Source organism: Micromonospora costi (genome assembly GCF_003626655.1).
Classification (GTDB): Bacteria; Actinomycetota; Actinomycetes; order Mycobacteriales; family Micromonosporaceae; genus Micromonospora; species Micromonospora costi.
Genome location: NZ_RBAN01000016.1, coordinates 1 through 18,843, shown reverse-complemented (window position 1 = coordinate 18,843; position 18,843 = coordinate 1). Strand labels below are relative to the sequence as shown.

Below are 18,843 nucleotides of genomic sequence, written 5' to 3'. Positions count from 1 at the left end.
GCCGGCGGTGCCGGGTCTACAGCCGCTCGACGGCCGGGCCGGAGCAGCGGTTGCGGGCGTCGAAGACGTAGCGGGCGTGCCGGGCCACCAGGTCGTAGTCGAAGACGTCGTGGTCGGTCACCACGACCACCCCGTCCGCCGCCCGCACCTCCTGCTCGGTCAGGTCCACCACGAGCACCCCGCCCGGGATCTGGTGCGGTTCGGCGTACGGCTCGACGGCACGGACCTCGGCGCCCAGCGCCTGCAACCGCCGGGCCACGTCGACGGCGGGGGAGTCGCGCATGTCGCCCGTGTTCCTCTTGTACGCCAACCCGAGCAGCAGCAGCCGGGCGCCGGAGACGGCGCGGCCGCCCCGGTTCAGCCCGGCCATCACCCGCTGCGCCACGTGCTCGGGCATCTCGTGGTTGACGTCGTTGGCCAGCTCGATGAACCGGAACTGCCGGCCCAGGCGCCGCTTGACCTGCCAGGACAGGTAGCACGGGTCGATGGGCAGGCAGTGCCCGCCCACGCCGGGCCCGGGACGGAACGGCAGGAACCCGAACGGCTTGGTCTCCGCCGCGTCGATCGCCTGCCAGACGTCGATGTCGAGCTGGTGGGACAGCATCGTCAGCTCGTTGATCAGCGCGATGTTGACCTGCCGGAACGTGTTCTCGATGAGCTTGGTCAGCTCGGCCACCCGGGTCGAGTCGACCGGCACCGTCCGTTCGACGAGGCGCCGGTAGAACCCGTCGACGCGGTCCAGGGACGCGCCGTCCACACCGGAGACCACCTTCGGGGTGTTCTCCAGCCGCCACGTCGGGTTGCCGGGGTCGATCCGCTCCGGGCTGTAGCCCAGGTGGAAGTCGCCGGGGCTGTGCAGGCCGCTCGCCGACTCGAGCAGCGGCCGCAGAAGCTCCTCGGTGGTGCCCGGGTAGGTGGTGGACTCCAGGATCACCGTGCAGCCCGGCCGCACGTACGGGCCGATGCCGACACCCGCCTGCTCGACGAAGCTCAGGTCGGGCGTGCCGTCGCGCAGCGGCGTCGGCACCGTGATGACGCAGATGTCGAAGTTCTCCGCGTCGGCGTACGCGGTGCTCGGCAGGTACCGCCCGGTGCCCAACGCGCGCCCGAGCCGGTCGGCCGGGATGTCCTCCACGAACGACTCACCCGAGGCGAGTCGCTTGACCCGATCGGCGTCGACGTCGAGGCCGACCACGTCCAGACCGGCCTCCACGGCCCGCATGGCCAGCGGCAGTCCGACGTACCCCTGGCCGATGACGACCACCTTCTCCACGCTCACCCGGGCTCCCACGGCAGACGGAGGAAACGACCTGCTTGGAGCGTAGAGCGACGTCTGATGCTGTACGTCCGTTTTGGGGATATCGGGGCCGGTGGGGCCTGTCGGGCATCCGGCAGCCGCGAGCCGTCACCTCCGGCGGGTCGGCCGGCGGTCAGACGGCGGTCGGACGGTCCTGCCGGGGGCCGACGGTCGCCGGCTGGGCCGGCGTCAGACGGTCCCGCCCGGGGTTCCCCCGGCGGTGGGCGTCGGATCGCCGGTCGGCTCGCCACCGCCGCCGCTGGTCGGCGTCGGCGAGCCGGTCGTCGTGGGCTCCTCGGTCGGCCGCGCGGTCGTGGGGTCGGGGGACGGCGACTGGGACGTGGCCGACTCGCTCGGTTGGACGCTGGCGCTCGGGCTGGTCGACGCCGGCGCGCTCGTCCGCGGCCGGTTGGGACGCTCCGGCCGGGCGGGGTCGCTGGTGACTTCCTCGTTGGCCGCCGGCAGGTCGACGTCCGTCGTCGGCGCCACGGCCGGTGGGGTGGTGGGCAACTGGACCGCGGGGGCATCGGCGTACTTGGCCGCGCCGAGCGCCGCGGCCAGGCCGACCACCGCGACCAGCACGGCACCCGCGGCGCCCACGAGGGCCCGACGCCCGCGACGCCCGGTCGCGACGACCGCGCCGCCCGGCAGGTCGGCGTGGGTGTCCGGCCCGGCGTCACGCAGCGGGGTCAGGGGGACCATGGCGGTGGGAGCCGCGCCGTCGCTCACCGCGGCACGGGCCGCGTCCGCCATCGCCGCACCGCTGCTGAACCGGTCGACCGGGTCCTTCTGGAGGGCACGCGCCACGAGGGCCCGGACCGCCTCGGGAATGTCGTGCGGCAGCTCCGGGGGCTCGTCGTCGAGATGCTTCACGGCGACCTGGAGCGGGTTCTCCCCGGTGAAGGGGGGCGCGCCGGTCAGGCAGCAGTACGCGACCGCGCCCAGGGCGTAGATGTCGGTCGCCCCGCTCACCGGCCGCCCGGCGGCCTGCTCCGGCGCCATGTAGAGGGCGGTGCCGGGCACGGCGTTCGTGCTCGTGATGCTCGTGACGTTCGTCGACCGGGCCACCCCGAAGTCGACGAGGACGACGGTGCCGTCCTCCTGGACCAGCAGGTTGCTGGGCTTCACGTCCCGGTGCACGATGCCGCGGCGGTGGGCGGCGTGCAGCGCCTGCGCGACCTGCGCCACGATCGACATGGTCTCGGCGACCTCGAGCCGCCCGGCGGCCTCGATCCGCTTGGAGACCGGCTCGCCCTCGACGAACTCCATGACCAGGTAGTCGGCCCGCCCGCCGTCGGGCAGGTCGTCCTCGCCGCAGTCGAAGACCTGGACGATGCCGGGGTGCCGCAGGGCGGCCATGATGCGCGCCTCGGCCCGGAACCGGGCGATGAAGTCGGGGTCGGAGACCAGCGTCGGCAGCAGCACCTTGACCGCGACCTGCCGGCCGAGGACCAGGTCGGTGCCCCGCCAGACGTCGCCCATGCCGCCGGTGGCGACACGCTCGTCCAGGCGGTAACGACCGCTGAGTACGACCTCCGATGACAACACCCGATTACCGTACCCAGAGTGGTCCCCGGGCACGCACCTCGCGGTGCCCTGCGGGGACGCGGCGCGGCCGTGCGCCCGTCGGTCGGGCGGGCAGCGTACGACCGGGCCGTGATGAGGCGACTCCGCACGGTGACGTCCGGCCGGGTGCCGGCGCGTACGCTGCGCCGGAGTCGCCCACGCCCGCGGCCTCGACCCGGCGTAGCGTCCGCGGCCTCCCGTCTGTTACGGCGACACGCCGTCGGAACGGGTTGAGAAATGTCACTCCTTTTGTTGCCCGCAGCGACTTGTCGGCCGGAAGGTCCGCTCCTAGCGTTAGCCGGACTCGGGCCGCTTTACGGCGCCGGTGTAGCGTGCCGACCGATCTCCTGCTCCGTGGGAGTTCGTAGACGTGCCGCCCGGGCCACCGCGGCCGTGGGTTGCGATCAGGTCAGCGGGGGGCTGGAAGAGGTGCGGGAACAGCTCCGGTCGACAGGCCGGACGGGCATCGCGTGCGCCCGTCCGGGCGTACGACGCCGACGCGTGACCGGTGATCAGGAACGGCATGACCGGTGAGTTGAACGAGGCGGTCACGGCGGCCCAGGCCGGCGACGAGGAGGCCTTCCGCTTCCTCTACCGGACGCTGCAACCCGGTCTGCTGCGTTACCTGACCGCGCTGGTGGGCGCGGACGCGGAGGACGTGGCGTCGGAAACCTGGTTGCAGATCTCCCGCGACCTGCCCAGTTTCACCGGCGGCGAGTTCCGCGCCTGGACCGTCACCATCGCCCGTAACCGCGCCATGGACCACCTGCGCCGGCAGCGCCGCCGCCCATCCCTGCCGGTGCCGGTGCAGGCGCTCAGCGAGCTGGCCGGCGACGCCGACACGGCCGAGCGGGCGGGGGAGACGATCGGCACGGAGGCCGCGCTCGCGCTCATCGCCACCCTGCCGCCGCGGGAGGCCGAGGCGGTCCTGCTCCGTGCGGTGATCGGCCTGGACGCCGAGACCGCCGGGCGGGTGCTGGGTCGCCGCGCCGGCGCGGTGCGCACCGCCGCGCACCGTGGGCTGCGGCGACTCGCCGCCATGATGGAACGCCACGACGCCGAGGACTCGCCGGCCGCCACCGAGGAGGTCCGGCCGCCTCGCCCACGGGGCGACCGGCACCGGCAGGCGCCGCGCGCCGAACCGGCGGACGGTTGACGTGAAGGGATTCAGGATGAGTGTCCGCGGCCGGCCCGACCGGCCCTGCGACCGCGCCGAGACCGAGCGGCTGCTCGACGCGGCCCGTGCCGGCGCGTCCACGGAACCGGACGACGCGTCCCGCGACCCGCTGGCCGGGCTGCTCGCCGCGGCGGCCGCCCCGGCGCGCCCGGAGGAACTGGCGGGGGAGGAGGCCGCGCTCGCGGCGTTCCGGGCCGCCCGCGGCGCGCCCGCGCCCCGGCCCGCCCGGCGCCGCCGACGGTTCACCGCGGGTGCCGTGGCCTGGGCGGCCGGCGTGGTCGCCACCGCCTCGGCCGGTGCCGCCTTCGCGGCCGTGGCCCTGGAACGGCCCCCGGCGCCGGCGCCGTCGCCCGACCCGACGACCTCCGCTCCCGCCACCGATCGTCCTGGCAACTCCGCTCCCACCACCGATCGCCCCGGCGGCACCCCGCCGGGTGACCCCGGCGGATCCCCGACGGAGAAGCCGGGCACCGGCTCGGCCGCGCCGAGCCGCGATTCGGAGCTGACCCCCGCACTGGCCGGGCTCTGCCGGTCGTACCTGGCCAAGGAGCCCGACCAGCGGGAGAAGGCGCTCACCAGGCCCGGGTTCCGGCCGCTGGTCACCGCCGCCGGCGGTGCGGGGAACGTGGAGGCCTTCTGCGGAGCGGCGGCCCCGCAGGAACCGGCGACGCCGAGCCCGTCGGCCGCCGTGACCTCCGGCAAGGATACGGGCGACGGCAACGGCAGGGCCGACGGCGCGGAGAACGGCAACGGCGCGGACGACGGCAACGGCGCGGGCAGAACCAACGGCGCGGAGAACGGCAACGGCAACGCCGCGCGGCAGACCGACGGCGCGGACGACGGCACCGGCGCCGCGAAGGCCAACGGCGCGGAGAACGCCACCGGCGCGGGCAGGGCCAGCGGCGCGGGGAGCGGGAACGGCGCCCGGAGGGCGAACGGCGCCGGGAACGGCGCGGGCGACGGGTCGGCCGCGAGCGCCGAGGCGAGCCGGCCCCTGGACCCCGGCCCGGCGGCCGACGCCCGGTCCGCCGTCCGCGCGTCCCTGCCGCCGGCCGGCTGACCGTCCGGTCTCCCGGGCGCCGGCCCGGTCGCGGTCCCCGGCCGGTCCGGGCCGGCCACGCCGGACGCGCTCCCGCCTGCCCGCCGCGTGCGCGGGCGGGCCGGTTCCGGGACCGGCGATTCCGCCGGACACCGAGAATTCCTCTGCTAGACAGAGGATGGTGGGCCTCGGACGCGCGGCGCGTGTCGGTGGGTGGCGTTACGGTGACACGGTGTCCGGGAGCCGGCGGGAGGGGGCCATCCGGTGGTGACATCGCCCGGGATCGAGCGCGGCGCCGTCCTGCGTGACTCGGCGTCCGCCGCGCGCCACCTCGCCCGGATCTGCTTCAAGACGGGCCCTCCCACCCGCACGGGTGTCGAGTTGGAATGGACCGTGCACGACGCCGCCGATCCCGCCCACCCGATCGACCGGGGGCGGCTCCGGGCGGCGCTGGGGCCGCACAGCCCCACCACCCTCGACGACGCGAGCCCCGTGCAGCCGTTGCGTCACGGCGCCACGGTGAGCCTGGAGCCCGGTGGCCAGATCGAGATCTCCACCCCGCCGCGGTCGTCGCTCGCGGCGCTCATCCGCGCCACCGAGGCCGACATGGACGAGGTCGCCGCCCTGCTCCGGCGCGCCGGCCTGACCCTCGGCCGCACCGGCATCGACCCCCACCGGGAGCCCCACCCCGTCCTGCACACTCCCCGCTACCGCGCCATGCGCCACGTCTTCGACCAGCGCGGCCCGGCGGGGCGGACGATGATGGACTGCACGGCCGGTCTGCAGGTCTGCCTCGACGCCGGCGAGCCGGCCGACCTGCCGCTGCGGTGGGCGGTCGCGCACTCCGTCGGGCCGCCGTTGCTCGCCGCGTTCGCCACCGCGGGCCGGCACGCCGGGCGCGCCACCGGGTGGGCGTCCGCGAGGATGGCCGCCTGGCTCGCCATCGACCCGGCGCGCACGAGCCCGGTCTGGTCGCCCGCCCGGGCCGGCGCCGACCCGGTCGCGTCGTGGGCCCGCTACGTCCTGGCCGCACCGCTGCTCTGCCTGCGCGGCGACGGGCCCGACTGGACGCCGCCGCCCGACGTGACCTTCGCCGACTGGCTCGCCGGCGCGCTGCCCCGGCCACCCACCACCGACGACCTCGACTACCACGTGAGCACCCTGTTCCCACCCGTGCGCCCGCGCGGCTACCTAGAGCTGCGCTACCTGGACGCGCAGCCCGACCGGGAGTGGCGGGTCCCGCTCGCGGTGCTGGCCGCCCTCTTCTCCGGTCCGGAGACGCTGCGCGCCGCGTACCGGGTGAGCGCGCCGGTGGCGCACCGCTGGCACGCCGCGGCCCGCCACGGGCTCGCCGACGAGGCGCTCGCCGCCGTCGCGGCGCGACTGCTCGACCTCGCCCTCACGGCGCTGCCGCGGCTCGACCTGCCACCCGACCTGCACGAGGAGATCCACCGAGCCGTACGGCGACGGCGTGCCGTCGCGGAGAGGGGAGACCGGTGACCGACACGAGGATCGACGGGCTCGACGCGGAGCAGTTGCGCCGGCGGATCGCCGCCGAGCTGGACCGCACCCGGGCCCGCACCGCCCTGCTGACCGACGTGGTCGACGACGCCGACCTGATGCGCCAGCACTCGCCGCTGATGTCCCCGCTGGTGTGGGACCTCGCCCACGTCGGCAACCAGGAGGAGCTGTGGCTCGTCCGCGACGTCGGCGGGCGCCCAGCCGTCCGGCACGACATCGACGATCTGTACGACGCCTTCAAGCAGCCGCGCCGCGACCGGCCGTCGCTGCCGCTGCTGCCCCCGGGCGAGGCCCGCGCCTACGTGTCGACGGTCCGCGACAAGGTGTACGACCTGCTCGACCGGATCCGGTTCACCGACCGCCCGTTGGTGACCGACGGCTTCGCCTTCGGGATGATCGTGCAGCACGAGCAGCAGCACGACGAGACGATGCTCGCCACCCACCAGCTGCGCTCCGGGCCGGCCGTACTGCACGCCCCGCCGCCGCCGGAGCCACGCGTGCGGGTGGGCGGGGAGGTGCTCGTCCCGGCGGGGCCGTTCACGATGGGCACCGACACCGACCCGTGGGCGTTGGACAACGAGCGGCCCGCGCACCGTGTGGACCTGCCGGCGTACGTGATCGACGCCGCCCCGGTCACCAACGGCCAGTACCAGCGGTTCATCGCGGCCGGCGGCTACGACGAGCCGCGGTGGTGGAGCGAGGCCGGGTGGGCGCACCGGACGTCGGCCGGGCTGACCGCGCCGATGCACTGGCGGCGCGACGGCGACGGCTGGGCGTACCGGCGGTTCGGCCGCTGGGCGCCGGTGCGGGACGACGAGCCGGTGGTGCACGTCTGCTGGTACGAGGCGCAGGCGTACGCGACCTGGGCCGGCAAGCGGCTGCCCACCGAGGCCGAGTGGGAGAAGGCCGCCCGGTGGGACCCGGCCACCGGGCGTTCCCGCCGCTACCCCTGGGGCGACGACGACCCGGGTGCCGCCCACGCCAACCTCGGGCAGCGGCACCTGTGGCCGGCGCCGGTGGGCGCGTACCCGGACGGCGCGTCGCCGCTCGGCGTGCACCAGCTGGTCGGCGACGTCTGGGAGTGGACGTCCAGCGCGTTCCGGGGGCACCCCGGCTTCACCGCCTTCCCCTACCGGGAGTACTCGGAGGTGTTCTTCGGCGACGACTACCGGGTGCTGCGGGGTGGGTCGTTCGGCACCGACCGGGCCGCGTGCCGGGGCACGTTCCGCAACTGGGACTACCCGATCCGCCGGCAGATCTTCAGCGGCTTCCGGTGCGCCCGCGACGCCCGGCCGGAGGAGTCGCAGCCGTGACGGCCGCCGGCGGTGCCGCCTGATGTGTCGCCACCTGGCCTACCTCGGGCCACCGGTCACCCTGGCGCAGCTGCTGCTCGACCCGCCGTACTCCCTGTTCCGGCAGTCCTGGGCGCCCCGGGACATGCGCGGCGGCGGCACGATCAACGCCGACGGCTTCGGCGTCGGCTGGTATCCCCACGGCGGCGCGGAGCCGGTGCGCTACCGCCGCGCCCAGCCGATCTGGAGCGATCCCACCATCGCGGAGCTGGCCGGGGTGACGTCGTCGGGCGCGGTGCTCGCCGCCGTCCGCTCGGCCACCGTCGGCATGGCGGTGCTCGACAACGCCGCCGCGCCCTTCGCCGAGGGGCGATGGCTGTTCAGCCACAACGGCGTCGTCCGCGGCTGGCCGGACGCGGTGGTGCCCCTCGCCGCCGACCTGCCGATACGCGACCTGCTCACCCTGGACGCCGCCACCGACTCGGCGCTGCTGTGGGCGCTCGTGCGGCACCGGCTGCGCGCCGGGGCCGACCCGGGCGACGCGGTGGCTGAGGTGGTGGCGGCCGTGGCCGAGGCCGCCCCGGGCTCCCGGCTCAACGTGCTGCTCACCGACGGCCGCACGGTGGCCGCCACGGCGCTCGGGCACGCGCTGTCGCTCCGCGAGACCCCGGACGCGGTGCTGCTCGCCTCCGAACCGCACGACGACGACCCCGGCTGGCGGCCGGTGCCCGACGGGCACCTGGTGATCGCCACCGCCGGGCGGGCGCGCCTACGCCCGCTCGGGTGGGTTTCTTCCACCCCCGGTGCCGACGACGGTCCATCCGACGTGAAGGGAAGTGCCTGATGAGCGCCGAGCCGCTGGAGATCCACCTCGAAGAACAGGACCTGGCCCGGGGGTTGCGGGACGACGTCCGTGTCGGGCTCACCGCCGACCCGAAGTGGCTGCCGCCGAAATGGTTCTACGACGCCCGGGGCAGCGAACTCTTCGAGGAGATCACCCGGCTGCCCGAGTACTACCCGACGCGCGCCGAACGGGCCGTGCTCGCCGCGCGGGCACCCGCGGTGGCCGAGCTGACCCGGGCGAAGACCCTCATCGAGCTGGGCTCCGGCTCCTCGGAGAAGACGCGGCTCCTGCTGGACGCCCTCACCCGCCGGGGCGGGTTGGGCACGTTCGTCCCGCTGGACGTGTCGGCCAGCGCCCTGCTGGGGTCCACCACGCAGATCGCCGCCGACTATCCGGGGTTGCGCGTACGCGGCATCGTGGGCGACTTCACCCGGCACCTCGACCGGCTGCCCACCGGTGGGCGGCGGCTCGTGCTCTTCCTCGGCGGCACGATCGGCAACCTGCTCCCCGCCGAGCGGGCGGCGTTCCTGACCGGCATGCGGGCCGCGCTCGAGGCCGGGGACTGGCTGTTGATCGGCACCGACCTGGTGAAGGACCCGTCGATCATCGTGCCCGCGTACGACGACGCCGCGGGCGTGACCGCCGAGTTCAACCGCAACGTCCTCCGGGTGGTCAACCGGGAACTCGGCGGGGACTTCGACCCGGCGGCCTTCACCCACGTGGCCCGGTGGGACGCGACACACGAGTGGATCGAGATGCGCCTGCGCGCCGACCGGCCGATGCGGGTGCGGATCGCCGACCTGGATCTCGACGTGACGTTCGCGGCCGGCGAGGAACTGCGCACGGAGGTCTCGGCCAAGTTCCGTCCGGAGGGCGTCGCCGCGGAACTGGCCGCCGCAGGCTTCGTCCACCGGGCCTTCTGGACCGACCCCGACGCGCTCTTCGGCGTCACCCTGGCCCGCGCCGCCTGAGCGGCGGCCAGCCGACGGCGTCCACGACACGGGCCGGCGGTGGCCCGTGTCACCCGGCCCTCCCCGGCCCTGCGTCCATCCGATAGGCTCGGCACCGCGAAGGGGAGTAGCCCCCAATGTTGTGGTCGACACACTGGTGCGCACGCATCCGGCCACGCGGCCCCGCCTCGGCGGGGCGGGCGAGACCTTCGACTCAGGCTGTCACAGCCGGGTCGAGGGCGCCCCTGTACCTCTTCCCGGCCTGATCGGGAAGGGTGTCATGGAAGGATTCCTCGCCGCGCTGGTGCTCAGCTTCGGCGTCATCTTCGTCGCCGAGCTGGGGGACAAGAGCCAGCTGATGGCGCTGGCGTTCGCCACGCGGTACAGACCGCTCCCGGTGCTGATCGGCATCACGGTGGCCACCACCGTGGTGCACCTGGCGTCGGTGGCCATCGGCGCCGGTGTCGGCGCGGTGCTGCCGACGGGGTGGATCTCGCTGGTCGCCGGCGTCGCCTTCCTGGGCTTCGGCGCCTGGACCCTACGCGGGGACAGCCTCACCGAGGAGGAGCGACGCAAGGCCGAGAAGGCCAGCCGATCCGCGATCATCACCGTGGGCGTGGCGTTCTTCCTCGCCGAGCTGGGTGACAAAACGATGCTCGCCACCATCACCCTGGCGACCCAGCACGGTTGGGTCGGCACCTGGATCGGCTCGACGGTGGGCATGGTGGCCGCGGACGCGCTGGCCATCCTGGTCGGCCGCCTGCTCGGCCGACGGCTGCCGGAGAAGACCATCAAGTACGGCGCGGCCGTGCTCTTCGCGATCTCCGGCCTCTGGCTGATCTTCGAGGGCATCGCCGAGCTCACCTGAGCGATGACTAGTGCCGCGTGCGCCGGGTAACGGCGGCGGATGGACGTCGGCGAGGTGCTGCGCCGCGCTGACGAGGTGCTCGTCGCCGTGGTGGAGGTCGCCGGCGCCCTGATCATCTTCGTGGGTGCGGTCCTGGCGGCGGTGCGGTTCGTGGTCGACGGGCTGCGACACCGCTCCGCCGCCGTCTTCACCCCGATCCGGCTGTTCCTGGGCCGGTTCCTCACCCTCGGCCTGGAGTTCCAGCTCGCGGCCGACATCCTGCGTACCGCGGTGTCGCCGACGTTCGACCAGATCGGCCAGTTGGCCGCGATCGCCACCATCCGGACCGCCCTGAACTACTTCCTCGCCCGGGAGCAGCGCGAGGAACAGCGCCGCGTGCGCGACAAGGCGCCCACGCCATGATCGGCGTCCTCGTCACCGTGGTCACCGTCGCGGCGTTCCTCTCGGCGGCGGCCGTGCTGGTCGGCACCGGCCGGGCGCTGCTGGCCGTGCGCGTCCTGCTGGACCTGCTGACCGCCGCCGGTGTGATCCGTCTCGCCGGAGGCCGGAGCTGGGACGCCCTCGCCGCCGCCGTGACGATCATCGTGCTGCGCCAGCTGATCTGGGCCGCGCTGAGCGAACGGCGGTCCGGCCGACAATCGCCGCCGCGCTGCGGAGAAGACGATCACCACCTACCGTTGGCGGTACGAGGCGAACCGGGAGACAGCGGGAGGATGACCACATGAGCAGGCACGACGAGCCCAACGAGTTCGGCTTCGCCGGCGACGCCACCGCCCCCGAGCCGCCGCCCGGCGGGCGGGCCGACGAGCAGGACCGGGCCGAGGAGATCGCCGTTCCGGGTGACGACCTCACCGAGCCGGCCAGCGAGGCGCTCTACGAGGAGACCGACGACGAGCACGCGGAGGAGCAGCGCCACCGCTGATCGTCCTTTCCCGGGGGCGCGTCGGCGCGCCCCCGGGCGCCCGCCGGCCGCTGCCGCCGGCGCCGGGTCGGCGCGTCCCCCCATCACCGACCGGCCGATACCGGCTTTCGCCGGCCACGTCTCGTCCACCCCCGGCGGATCGCAACTGCCGCCCGCGGTGTGACAACCCGTCCCGTGACGGCGAGAGGCCGAACGGGATCGCCTCCACGGTTTTCCGAACACGCTGCCGTGCCGCCAGACCTGCCGGACGTCTCGACCCCGCCCCCGGATCGCGCTGGCGACCTCGCCGTGGCGCGCCGCCGGACACGCTCTCCGCGGCAGGCCAGCCCACTTTCCCCCGGCCCGCCCGATGCCGAATCGGTCTTTCCCGGGTTGGTATTTCGGGCGAGCGAGCGCGCGTCACCGAAAATACATAACTCCGGACATAGGGCGCAAGAGCCGCTTTAATGGTTTCACGAGTTAAAGACGACCTTGGGGGTTTTCGTGAAGTTCTTTGGCGTTACCGGCCCGGTACGGAGGCGCGCCTGATGGACCTGCTCCGCCAACTCCGCCACGTGCGTCGGCACTGGTGGGTCGTGCTGGTCACCGTGATGGTGGCCCTGGGTGTCAGCGCGTTCCTCACCGTCCGGGCCCAGCCCCGGTACGTCGCCTCGGTTACCTTCTTCGTCACCACCCCCAACCAGGGGGTCACGGACGCCTACCAGGGTGGTCTCTTCCTCCAGCAGCGTGTCAAGTCGTACGCCGACCTGCTGACCAGCGACCGGCTCGCGCAGAGCGTGGTCGCCGAGAACCCCGTGGGCCTCACCGCCGACGAGGTGCAGCGGCGCGTCAGCACCTCCACCGAGGCGGGCACGGTCCTGCTGCGGGCGTCGGTGACCGACACCGATCAGACCCGCGCGCTGAAGGTGACCGAGACGCTCGCCGCTAAGTTCGTCGAACTCGTGCAGAAGGTCGAGACCCCGCCGGAGGGCAAGGCCCCCATCAAGATCGAGGTGGTGAGCGGCCCCCGGGTCAGCTCCAGCCCCGTGTCGCCCCAACCCGTACGCAACCTGACGCTCGGCGGTCTCATCGGCCTGGTGCTCGGCGTCGGCCTGGCCATCCTGCGCGGCGTGGCCGACGTCCGGCTGCGGGACTCGGCCGGCCTCCAGCGCGCCACCGGCAGCCCGCTGCTCGGCGAGATCCCGTACGAGGGCAGCGCCAAGTCGGCGCCGCTTATCGTCGGTGACGCCGCCACCTCGTCCCGGGCCGAGGCGATCCGCAAGCTGCGAACGAACCTGCGCTTCGTCGACGTGCACGAGCCGGCCCGGGTCATCGCGGTCACGAGCGCCCTCCAGGGAGAGGGCAAGACGACCCTCTCCTGCAACCTGGCCATCGCGCTGGCCGAAGCCGGCTGGCGGGTCCTGCTCGTCGACGCCGACCTGCGCCGGCCCAAGGTCGACGAGTACCTCGGCATCGACGCCGGCGTCGGCCTCACCGACGTGCTGGTCGGTGACGTCCAGGTGGGCGACGTGGTGCAGCGCTGGGGCGACAAGTCCCTGCTCGTGCTGCCCAGCGGGTCGGCCCCGCCGAACCCGAGCGAGCTGCTCGGTTCGAAGGCCATGGCCGACCTGCTGCTCGCCCTGCGGGAGTCCGCGGACATCGTCATCATCGACACCGCGCCGCTGCTCGCGGTGACCGACGGCGTCGTGGTGGCGGTCCAGGCCGACGGCGCGCTCATGGTGAGCCAGCAGGGGCGGACCTCGCGGACGCAGGTCGCCGCGGCCGCCCGCTCCCTGCACGCCGTCTCGGTACGGCTGCTCGGGTGCGTGCTCAACATGGCCAAGATGCCCAAGGCCGAGGCGTACCAGTACGAGGCCTACCGGGTGGTCGCCGCGGAGACCCCGGCCGTTCCGGAGGAGCGGACCGCTCCGCCGCGCCACGCCGACGGGGTCAACGGCGTGAGCGACCGTACGCAGGAACTCACCCGGCTGCCACGATGAGCGCCGCGAGGGGTCGTATGGACCGTTCGATCTCCTCGGCGCAGCGGCGGAAGTCGGCGGCGGTGCCGCCGATGGGGTCCCGGAGGTCGTCCGTGCCGGGGGCGGCGGGTTGCAGCCGTCCCCGGGCCCGGGCGGCGGCCTCGACCGCGGCGCGCAACGGGTCGCCGGCGGGGTCCTCGGGCGGCTCCGCCGCGGCGGCGAGCCGGCCGAACTGGCGCAGCGTGAACGTCCGGTGCAGCACCGACGGCGCGAGCGCCGTGCAGACGGAACGCTGGCGTCGGGTCGCGGTGAGCACCAGCGTCGCGCCGGCGAGGTGCTCGGGCCGTAGCGCGCGGCTGCGGAAATCGGTGGGATCGGCGCCGGTCTCGGCGGCGATGTCCGCCGCGTACGGGTGCATCGGCAGGCCCTCGACCGCGTCGGTCCCGGCACTGGACACGGCCACCGGCCGCCCGGCGAGCAGCCGGCGGGCCAGGTACTCGGCCATCGGCGACCGGCACAGGTTGGCGTGGCAGACGAACAGCACCCGGTCGGTCATGTGGACCCCTCTCGTCGATGCCGTCGCGGGCGGGTTCGCCACGACGGGGCAGCGCCGGCCGTCGCGGCCGGACGCGGAGGGGTTGTCCGCATCGTACGCGGACGGTGCGCGAGCGCGACGCGCAGCCGCGCCGGGGCGTGGCATCCGGACGGCGGTGACGACCGGATGAAGATCGGGATTCTGTCGTACCACTTCCCGCCGGAGCCGGCGTTCATCCCGGGGAGCCTGGCGGAGGAACTCGTGGCGCGGGGGCACGAGGTCCGGGTGCTCACCGGCTTCCCGGACTACCCGGGCGGCCAGGTCTACCCCGGCTGGCGGCAACGCTGGCGGTACGAGAGCCGCAGCGACCGGTTGCGGGTCCGGCGGGTGCCCCGGTACCCGGTCGGCGACGGCTCCACCGGTGCGCGGATGGCGAGCTACCTGTCGTTCGCGGGCAGCGCTGCCGTCGTCGCCCGGCGTTTCCTGGGCGGCGTCGACGCGCTGTACGTCTTCCAGCTCCCGGCCACCAGCTTCGCGGCCGCCACCGTCCTGCGGCTGCTCGGGCGGGTACCGACCGTCCTACATGTGCAGGACGTCTGGCCCGAGGACGACGCGGGCGGCGACGGGCGGTGGGGCGCACGGCTCGCGGCGGCCATGAGCCGTACGTTCCGCGCCGCCGACCGGGTCGCCGTCGTCGCGCCGTCGATGCGGGATCTGGTGGTCACCGCCGGCGCGGACCCGGACCGGGTCTCGGTGGTGCTCAACTGGACCGACGAGCGGATCTTCCACCCGGCGCAGCCGAGTCCGGAGGCGCGCCGCCTGGTGCGCCGCGACGGGCGGTGCGTGGTGATGCACGCGGGCACCATCGGCGCCCGCCAGGGCCTGGAGACGGCGGTACGGGCGGCGGCCGCGCTCGACCGCACCATGGACCTGGTGCTCGTCGGATCGGGCGCGGACGAGCGGCGGGTGCGGGGGCTCGCCGACGACCTGCGCGCGGAGAACGTGCGGTTCATCGAGCGGCGCTCGCCGGTGGACATGCCCGACCTCTACGCCGCCGCCGACTACCAGCTCGTGATGCTGCGCGACGTGCCCGAGCTGCGCGGCACCGTGCCCGGCAAGTTGCAGGCCGCGCTCTCGTGCGCGGCGCCCGTGGTCGCGTCCGCCGGCGGCGACACCGCCGACCTGGTGGAGCGCGCCAGGGCCGGGCTTTCCTGCCCGCCCGAGGACTGGGCGAGCCTCGCCGACCGCTTCTGGCTCGCCGCGACCATCCCGCTGCCCGCGCGTACCGACATGGGCCGGCGCGGCCGCGAGGCGTACCTGCGGGAGATGGCGTTGCCGGCGGGCGTGGACCGCATCGAGCGACTGCTGTACGACGTCGCCGGTGCCCGCGCGACCGCCTGAGCCGGGCGAATCATCTTCCTAAATAGGTCGAGATCCGCCATAACGTCACGAATTCGCACGCCTGGGTGTTAGAACAGCGGGAGGTATCAGCCCTTCTGTCTGATTCAACAACGGGAGAGTGGTGTGACGGAGAGCGAACGACCGCGGCGGCGACGGAGCCGGTCCCGGCGCCGCAGGCGGGCGGCCCGCCTGCGGCGCGCGCTGCTCGCCGGGTTGGTGGTCGTCTCCCTGCTGGCCCTCGCGGGTGGCTGGATCGGGTTCCGGGGCTGGCAGGCCCGGGCCCACCTGCTCAACGCGGCCGGGCTGGCCCGCGAGCTCAGCGCCCAGGTCGTGGGCGGCGACGCCGATCGCGCCCAGCGGACCCTGGCCGCGCTCCAGGAACAGTCCGCGGCGGCCCGGAGCGCCACCGCCGATCCTGGCTGGTGGCTGGGCCGTCGCGCGCCGTTCGCCGGGGACGACCTGGGCGCCGTACGCCAGATCGCCGTGGCGATCGACGACCTGGCGCGCCGGGCGTTCCCGACGCTGCTCCGCGCCGACCTGGCCAGCCTCGTGCCGGCCGAGGGTCGGATCGACGTGGGCCGCCTGCGGACGGTCTCCGCCGACCTCGGCACGGTCAACGAGGCGGTCCAGCAGACGCGTCGTGACCTGGCCGGCGTCTCCGGTGGCGGCCTGGTGGCCCAGGTGCGGCAGGCCCTCGTCGACCTGCGTGGCGAGGTCGATCGGCTGGCGGGGCTCACGGCGGCCGCCGACCAGGGCGCCCGTCTGCTGCCGTCGCTGCTCGGCGCCGACGGTCCCCGCCGCTACCTGCTCGTGTCGCAGAACCTCGCCGAGCTGCGCGCCACGGGCGGCATGTTCGGCGCGTACGCCGTGATCGAGAGCGAGAACGGCCGGATGACGATGGGCCGGCAGGGGAGTAGCGCGTCGCTGGGCCAGTTCGTCCCGCCGCTTCCCATGCCCAAGGAGGTCCGGGCGCTCTGGGCCGATCTGCCCGGCACCTATCCGGCCGACGTGAACCTCACGCCCCACTTCCCGACCGCCGCCGCGCTCTACCGGGAGATGTTCCGGCGCAAGACCGGCACGACGGTCGACGGGGTGCTGGCGGTCGATCCCGTGGTGCTCTCGTACCTGTTGAAGGCCACGGGGCCGGTGCTGGTCCCCGGCGGCGTGCCGCTGGCCAGCGACACCGTGGTGCGGACGCTGCTCAACGACACCTACCAACGCCTCGACGTGAAGCAGCAGGACGCCTTCTTCGCGTCCGCGGCGGCAGCGGTCTTCGACAGCATCTTCACGAAGAATGTAGACCCAAGGGTGTTGTTGTCCGTATTCGACCGTGCTATCACGGAACGCCGGATATTGTTTTGGAGTGCCCGCCCGGAGGAGCAGCGGACGTTCGGCGACAGCCGACTGGCCGGGGCGCTTCCGGAACAGGACACCGTGCCGACTGTCGGCGTGTTCCTCAACGACGGCAGCGGCGCGAAGCTCGGCTACTACCTGCGGCCGGCGGCGACGTTGACGGTCGGCGAATGCCGGCCCGACGGCCGCCGCGAGCTCCGGCTGCGGGTGACGCTGCAATCGACGGCGCCGAAGTCCGGCCTCAGTGAGTCGGTTCTCGGCCTCGGCAGAGCGGGTGACCCGTACACCGTGCGCACCTTGGTGTCGGTCTTCACCCCGGCGGGTGGGGCGGTGCTCGACGCCCGACTCGACGGTGCCGAGACGGCGGTTGGCAGCGGGACCGAACGCCGACGGCAGGTCGCCACGGCGAACGTGGAGGTCCGACCCGGTGCCAGCAGGACGGTGGAGCTCACCGTCCTGACCGGAAAGAAGACCGGCACCGGCGAGGCCCAGCTGTGGCTCACGCCCACCGCCACCCCATGGACCACCCAAGTTGAAACCGCACCAAGCTGTGACCAGTAGGAGGGAACCAACCATGCGGCTATCCCGCATCATCATGGCGCTCGCGGTCGGTCTGGCCGTGGTGGCCGTGCCGACGGCAGCGGGGGCGGCACAGCCGCAGCCGGCGCCAACCGTCACGGATACACCACAGCCACCGCCGTACACGCCCGAACTCGCGTCGCTGACCGTCAGCCGCCCGACCATCAACCTGGGCGAGACCATCATCCTCAGGGGCCGGAACTTCGGTCCCAACGAGACGGTCGACATCGTGGTCTCGGTGCGGCCGATCGCGGCTCCGGCCGCGAACCAGGCGCCGGCCCGCCGCAGCGACGGCACCACCGTCGCGATGGCCCCGGTCGCCTACCAGGCCAGCGCGCCGCTGCGCTTCACCGCGCGGACGAACGCGGCGGGCGAGTTCAGCCGGAGCTACAAGCCGTCGGTGACCGGTCTGCTGACCTTCACCGCGACCGGCCGCGAGTCCGACCGGACCGCCACCACCGAACTGCGGGTGCTCGACGGGCGTCAGCCGCCGCCGCTGCCTGTGACCGGTGACAGCCTGGGAACGCCCATGAAGGTCGGCGGTGGCCTGGTCGGCGCCGGTACGGTGCTGCTGCTCCTCAGCCTGGCCTGGCGGCACCGTCAGCGCCTCGGCCTGAGGTCGCACTGACCCACCTCGGCGCCGGGCAGAGCCCGGAACCGCAACGAGCTGGCGCCCGTCGGATCTGCCTCCGGCGGGCGCCAGCCTCCTCGCGCCCGGGGGTGCGCGGTCGCGCGGTTGATCGACGCCGTTCCGTCGACGGGACGGGGTCGAGGTGGGCGGCCCTTTCGGGGCGATCTGGTGGGGCGTTGGGACCGACCGGCCGCCTGGGGCGGTGATCGACACGGCTTGCGTGGATGTCGCGGTGTCCGGGTGCGGTGGACACCGCGACTTCCAGGATGTCGAGTCGATCATTCGGTTTGGGGCGGCGGGTCTGGGGGGTTGTGTCCGGTTCGCGGGCTGCCGGGGCGCACCTCCCACGGTGAGCGTGATGCCTCAGAGGCATAAATATGACTCTGAGGCATCACGCTCGTGAGGGATCGGCCCGCTACGGGGCCCGCGACCGGCCGCGGCGGACGGGCTGACCGCGGGCGACAGAGGGGCTCGGGGCCGGTCTGGGTGTGTGTGGGTGGTTTGTGGGTGTGACCGGTGGCATCCCGGCGCCGGAATCGTCGGCGGGTCGGGGGCGTTGACTATCCGCGACGGCCGAGGAACCAGCCCGCCAAGATGCGGGCCGAGCGCAGGCCCCGGGAATGATGGCGGGCCGCCGGTCGTTGGACACGGACCCGGCCGGAGCACATGGCCCCCGGGAATGACGGTGGGCCGCCGGTCGTTGGACATCGACCCGGCGCGGTGGAGCACCCCCGCCCACCCGTTGCGCCGGCCCCCCGGGCGCAGGCCAACCCCCATGGCCGCCCCGGAACCCCCAAGATTTTCCCCCCGTTTTGTTGAGCGCCTGTTGGTGCTCGCACCCGCATGCCATCCCCCGACGGCATGGCGGGTGTCTCACCCCCGAGGAGCTTTCGATGAACACGATGCTGCG

The 18,843-nt window shown here is 74.1% G+C and carries 17 protein-coding genes; 14 read left to right on the top strand and 3 right to left on the bottom strand.

Features of this window, described 5'->3' with window-relative positions; genetic code table 11:
- Positions 1–16 precede the first annotated feature (16 nt).
- A complete protein-coding gene (locus tag D7193_RS33075; RefSeq protein ID WP_120783615.1) occupies positions 17–1,279 on the bottom strand; it encodes a nucleotide sugar dehydrogenase in 1,263 nt (420 codons plus the stop codon).
- 207 nt (positions 1,280–1,486) lie between these two features.
- Positions 1,487–2,845 carry a serine/threonine-protein kinase gene (locus tag D7193_RS33070; protein ID WP_174242811.1) on the bottom strand — a complete coding sequence of 453 codons (1,359 nt, stop codon included), beginning with the start codon at positions 2,843–2,845 and terminating at the stop codon, positions 1,487–1,489.
- 541 nt (positions 2,846–3,386) lie between these two features.
- On the opposite strand from D7193_RS33070, the gene D7193_RS33065 reads away from it, so the two are divergent.
- The 11 genes from D7193_RS33065 to D7193_RS33015 all read left to right on the top strand — a co-directional run bounded on the left by D7193_RS33065 (position 3,387) and on the right by D7193_RS33015 (position 13,455).
- Complete coding sequence (locus tag D7193_RS33065) at positions 3,387–4,019, top strand: RNA polymerase sigma factor (protein WP_120783614.1); 633 nt, start codon at positions 3,387–3,389, stop codon at positions 4,017–4,019.
- 16 nt (positions 4,020–4,035) lie between these two features.
- Positions 4,036–5,100, top strand: a complete 1,065-nt coding sequence (locus D7193_RS33890) for a hypothetical protein (protein ID WP_187356278.1) — start codon at positions 4,036–4,038, stop codon at positions 5,098–5,100.
- 243 nt (positions 5,101–5,343) lie between these two features.
- The gene (egtA, locus tag D7193_RS33055) at positions 5,344–6,579 is read left to right on the top strand and encodes an ergothioneine biosynthesis glutamate--cysteine ligase EgtA (RefSeq protein ID WP_120783613.1); all 1,236 of its coding nucleotides are present in this window, start codon (positions 5,344–5,346) and stop codon (positions 6,577–6,579) included.
- Positions 6,576–7,913: an ergothioneine biosynthesis protein EgtB gene (egtB, locus tag D7193_RS33050; protein WP_120783612.1), complete on the top strand. Its 1,338-nt coding sequence runs from the start codon at positions 6,576–6,578 to the stop codon at positions 7,911–7,913. The genes egtA and egtB overlap by 4 nt, the downstream gene beginning before the upstream one ends.
- Positions 7,914–7,935: 22 nt before the next feature.
- Positions 7,936–8,736, top strand: a complete 801-nt coding sequence (egtC, locus tag D7193_RS33045; protein WP_120783611.1) for an ergothioneine biosynthesis protein EgtC — start codon at positions 7,936–7,938, stop codon at positions 8,734–8,736.
- Positions 8,736–9,707, top strand: coding sequence for an L-histidine N(alpha)-methyltransferase (gene egtD, locus D7193_RS33040; protein WP_120783610.1), 972 nt, complete (start codon positions 8,736–8,738; stop codon positions 9,705–9,707). Before egtC ends, egtD begins: the two co-directional genes overlap by 1 nt.
- 259 nt (positions 9,708–9,966) lie before the next feature.
- Positions 9,967–10,554, top strand: coding sequence for a TMEM165/GDT1 family protein (locus D7193_RS33035; RefSeq protein ID WP_120783609.1), 588 nt, complete (start codon positions 9,967–9,969; stop codon positions 10,552–10,554).
- 39 nt (positions 10,555–10,593) lie between these two features.
- Positions 10,594–10,956, top strand: a complete 363-nt coding sequence (locus D7193_RS33030) for a DUF1622 domain-containing protein (protein WP_120783608.1) — start codon at positions 10,594–10,596, stop codon at positions 10,954–10,956.
- Positions 10,953–11,279, top strand: coding sequence for a hypothetical protein (locus tag D7193_RS33885; protein ID WP_187356277.1), 327 nt, complete (start codon positions 10,953–10,955; stop codon positions 11,277–11,279). The genes D7193_RS33030 and D7193_RS33885 overlap by 4 nt, the downstream gene beginning before the upstream one ends.
- Positions 11,276–11,476, top strand: coding sequence for a hypothetical protein (locus tag D7193_RS33020; RefSeq protein WP_120783607.1), 201 nt, complete (start codon positions 11,276–11,278; stop codon positions 11,474–11,476). Before D7193_RS33885 ends, D7193_RS33020 begins: the two co-directional genes overlap by 4 nt.
- Before the next feature lie 527 nt (positions 11,477–12,003).
- A complete protein-coding gene (locus D7193_RS33015) occupies positions 12,004–13,455 on the top strand; it encodes a tyrosine-protein kinase domain-containing protein (RefSeq protein WP_120783606.1) in 1,452 nt (483 codons plus the stop codon).
- Here the strand turns inward: D7193_RS33015 and D7193_RS33010 are convergent.
- Positions 13,436–13,990, bottom strand: a complete 555-nt coding sequence (locus D7193_RS33010) for an arsenate reductase/protein-tyrosine-phosphatase family protein (RefSeq protein WP_120783605.1) — start codon at positions 13,988–13,990, stop codon at positions 13,436–13,438. The two genes, D7193_RS33015 and D7193_RS33010, sit on opposite strands and share 20 nt — an antisense overlap.
- Positions 13,991–14,155: 165 nt before the next feature.
- Between D7193_RS33010 and D7193_RS33005 the strand changes: the two genes are divergently transcribed.
- The 3 genes from D7193_RS33005 (at position 14,156) to D7193_RS32995 (ending at position 17,930) form a co-directional block, all read left to right on the top strand.
- A complete protein-coding gene (locus tag D7193_RS33005; protein WP_120783604.1) occupies positions 14,156–15,370 on the top strand; it encodes a glycosyltransferase family 4 protein in 1,215 nt (404 codons plus the stop codon).
- Positions 15,371–15,493: 123 nt separating this feature from the next.
- Positions 15,494–17,284 carry a DUF4012 domain-containing protein gene (locus D7193_RS33000; protein ID WP_120783603.1) on the top strand — a complete coding sequence of 597 codons (1,791 nt, stop codon included), beginning with the start codon at positions 15,494–15,496 and terminating at the stop codon, positions 17,282–17,284.
- A 13-nt stretch (positions 17,285–17,297) separates the two neighbouring features.
- Positions 17,298–17,930 (top strand): hypothetical protein, encoded by a 633-nt coding sequence (locus D7193_RS32995; RefSeq protein ID WP_120783602.1) that lies wholly within the window; start codon positions 17,298–17,300, stop codon positions 17,928–17,930.
- The last annotated feature ends 913 nt before the right edge of the window (positions 17,931–18,843 follow it).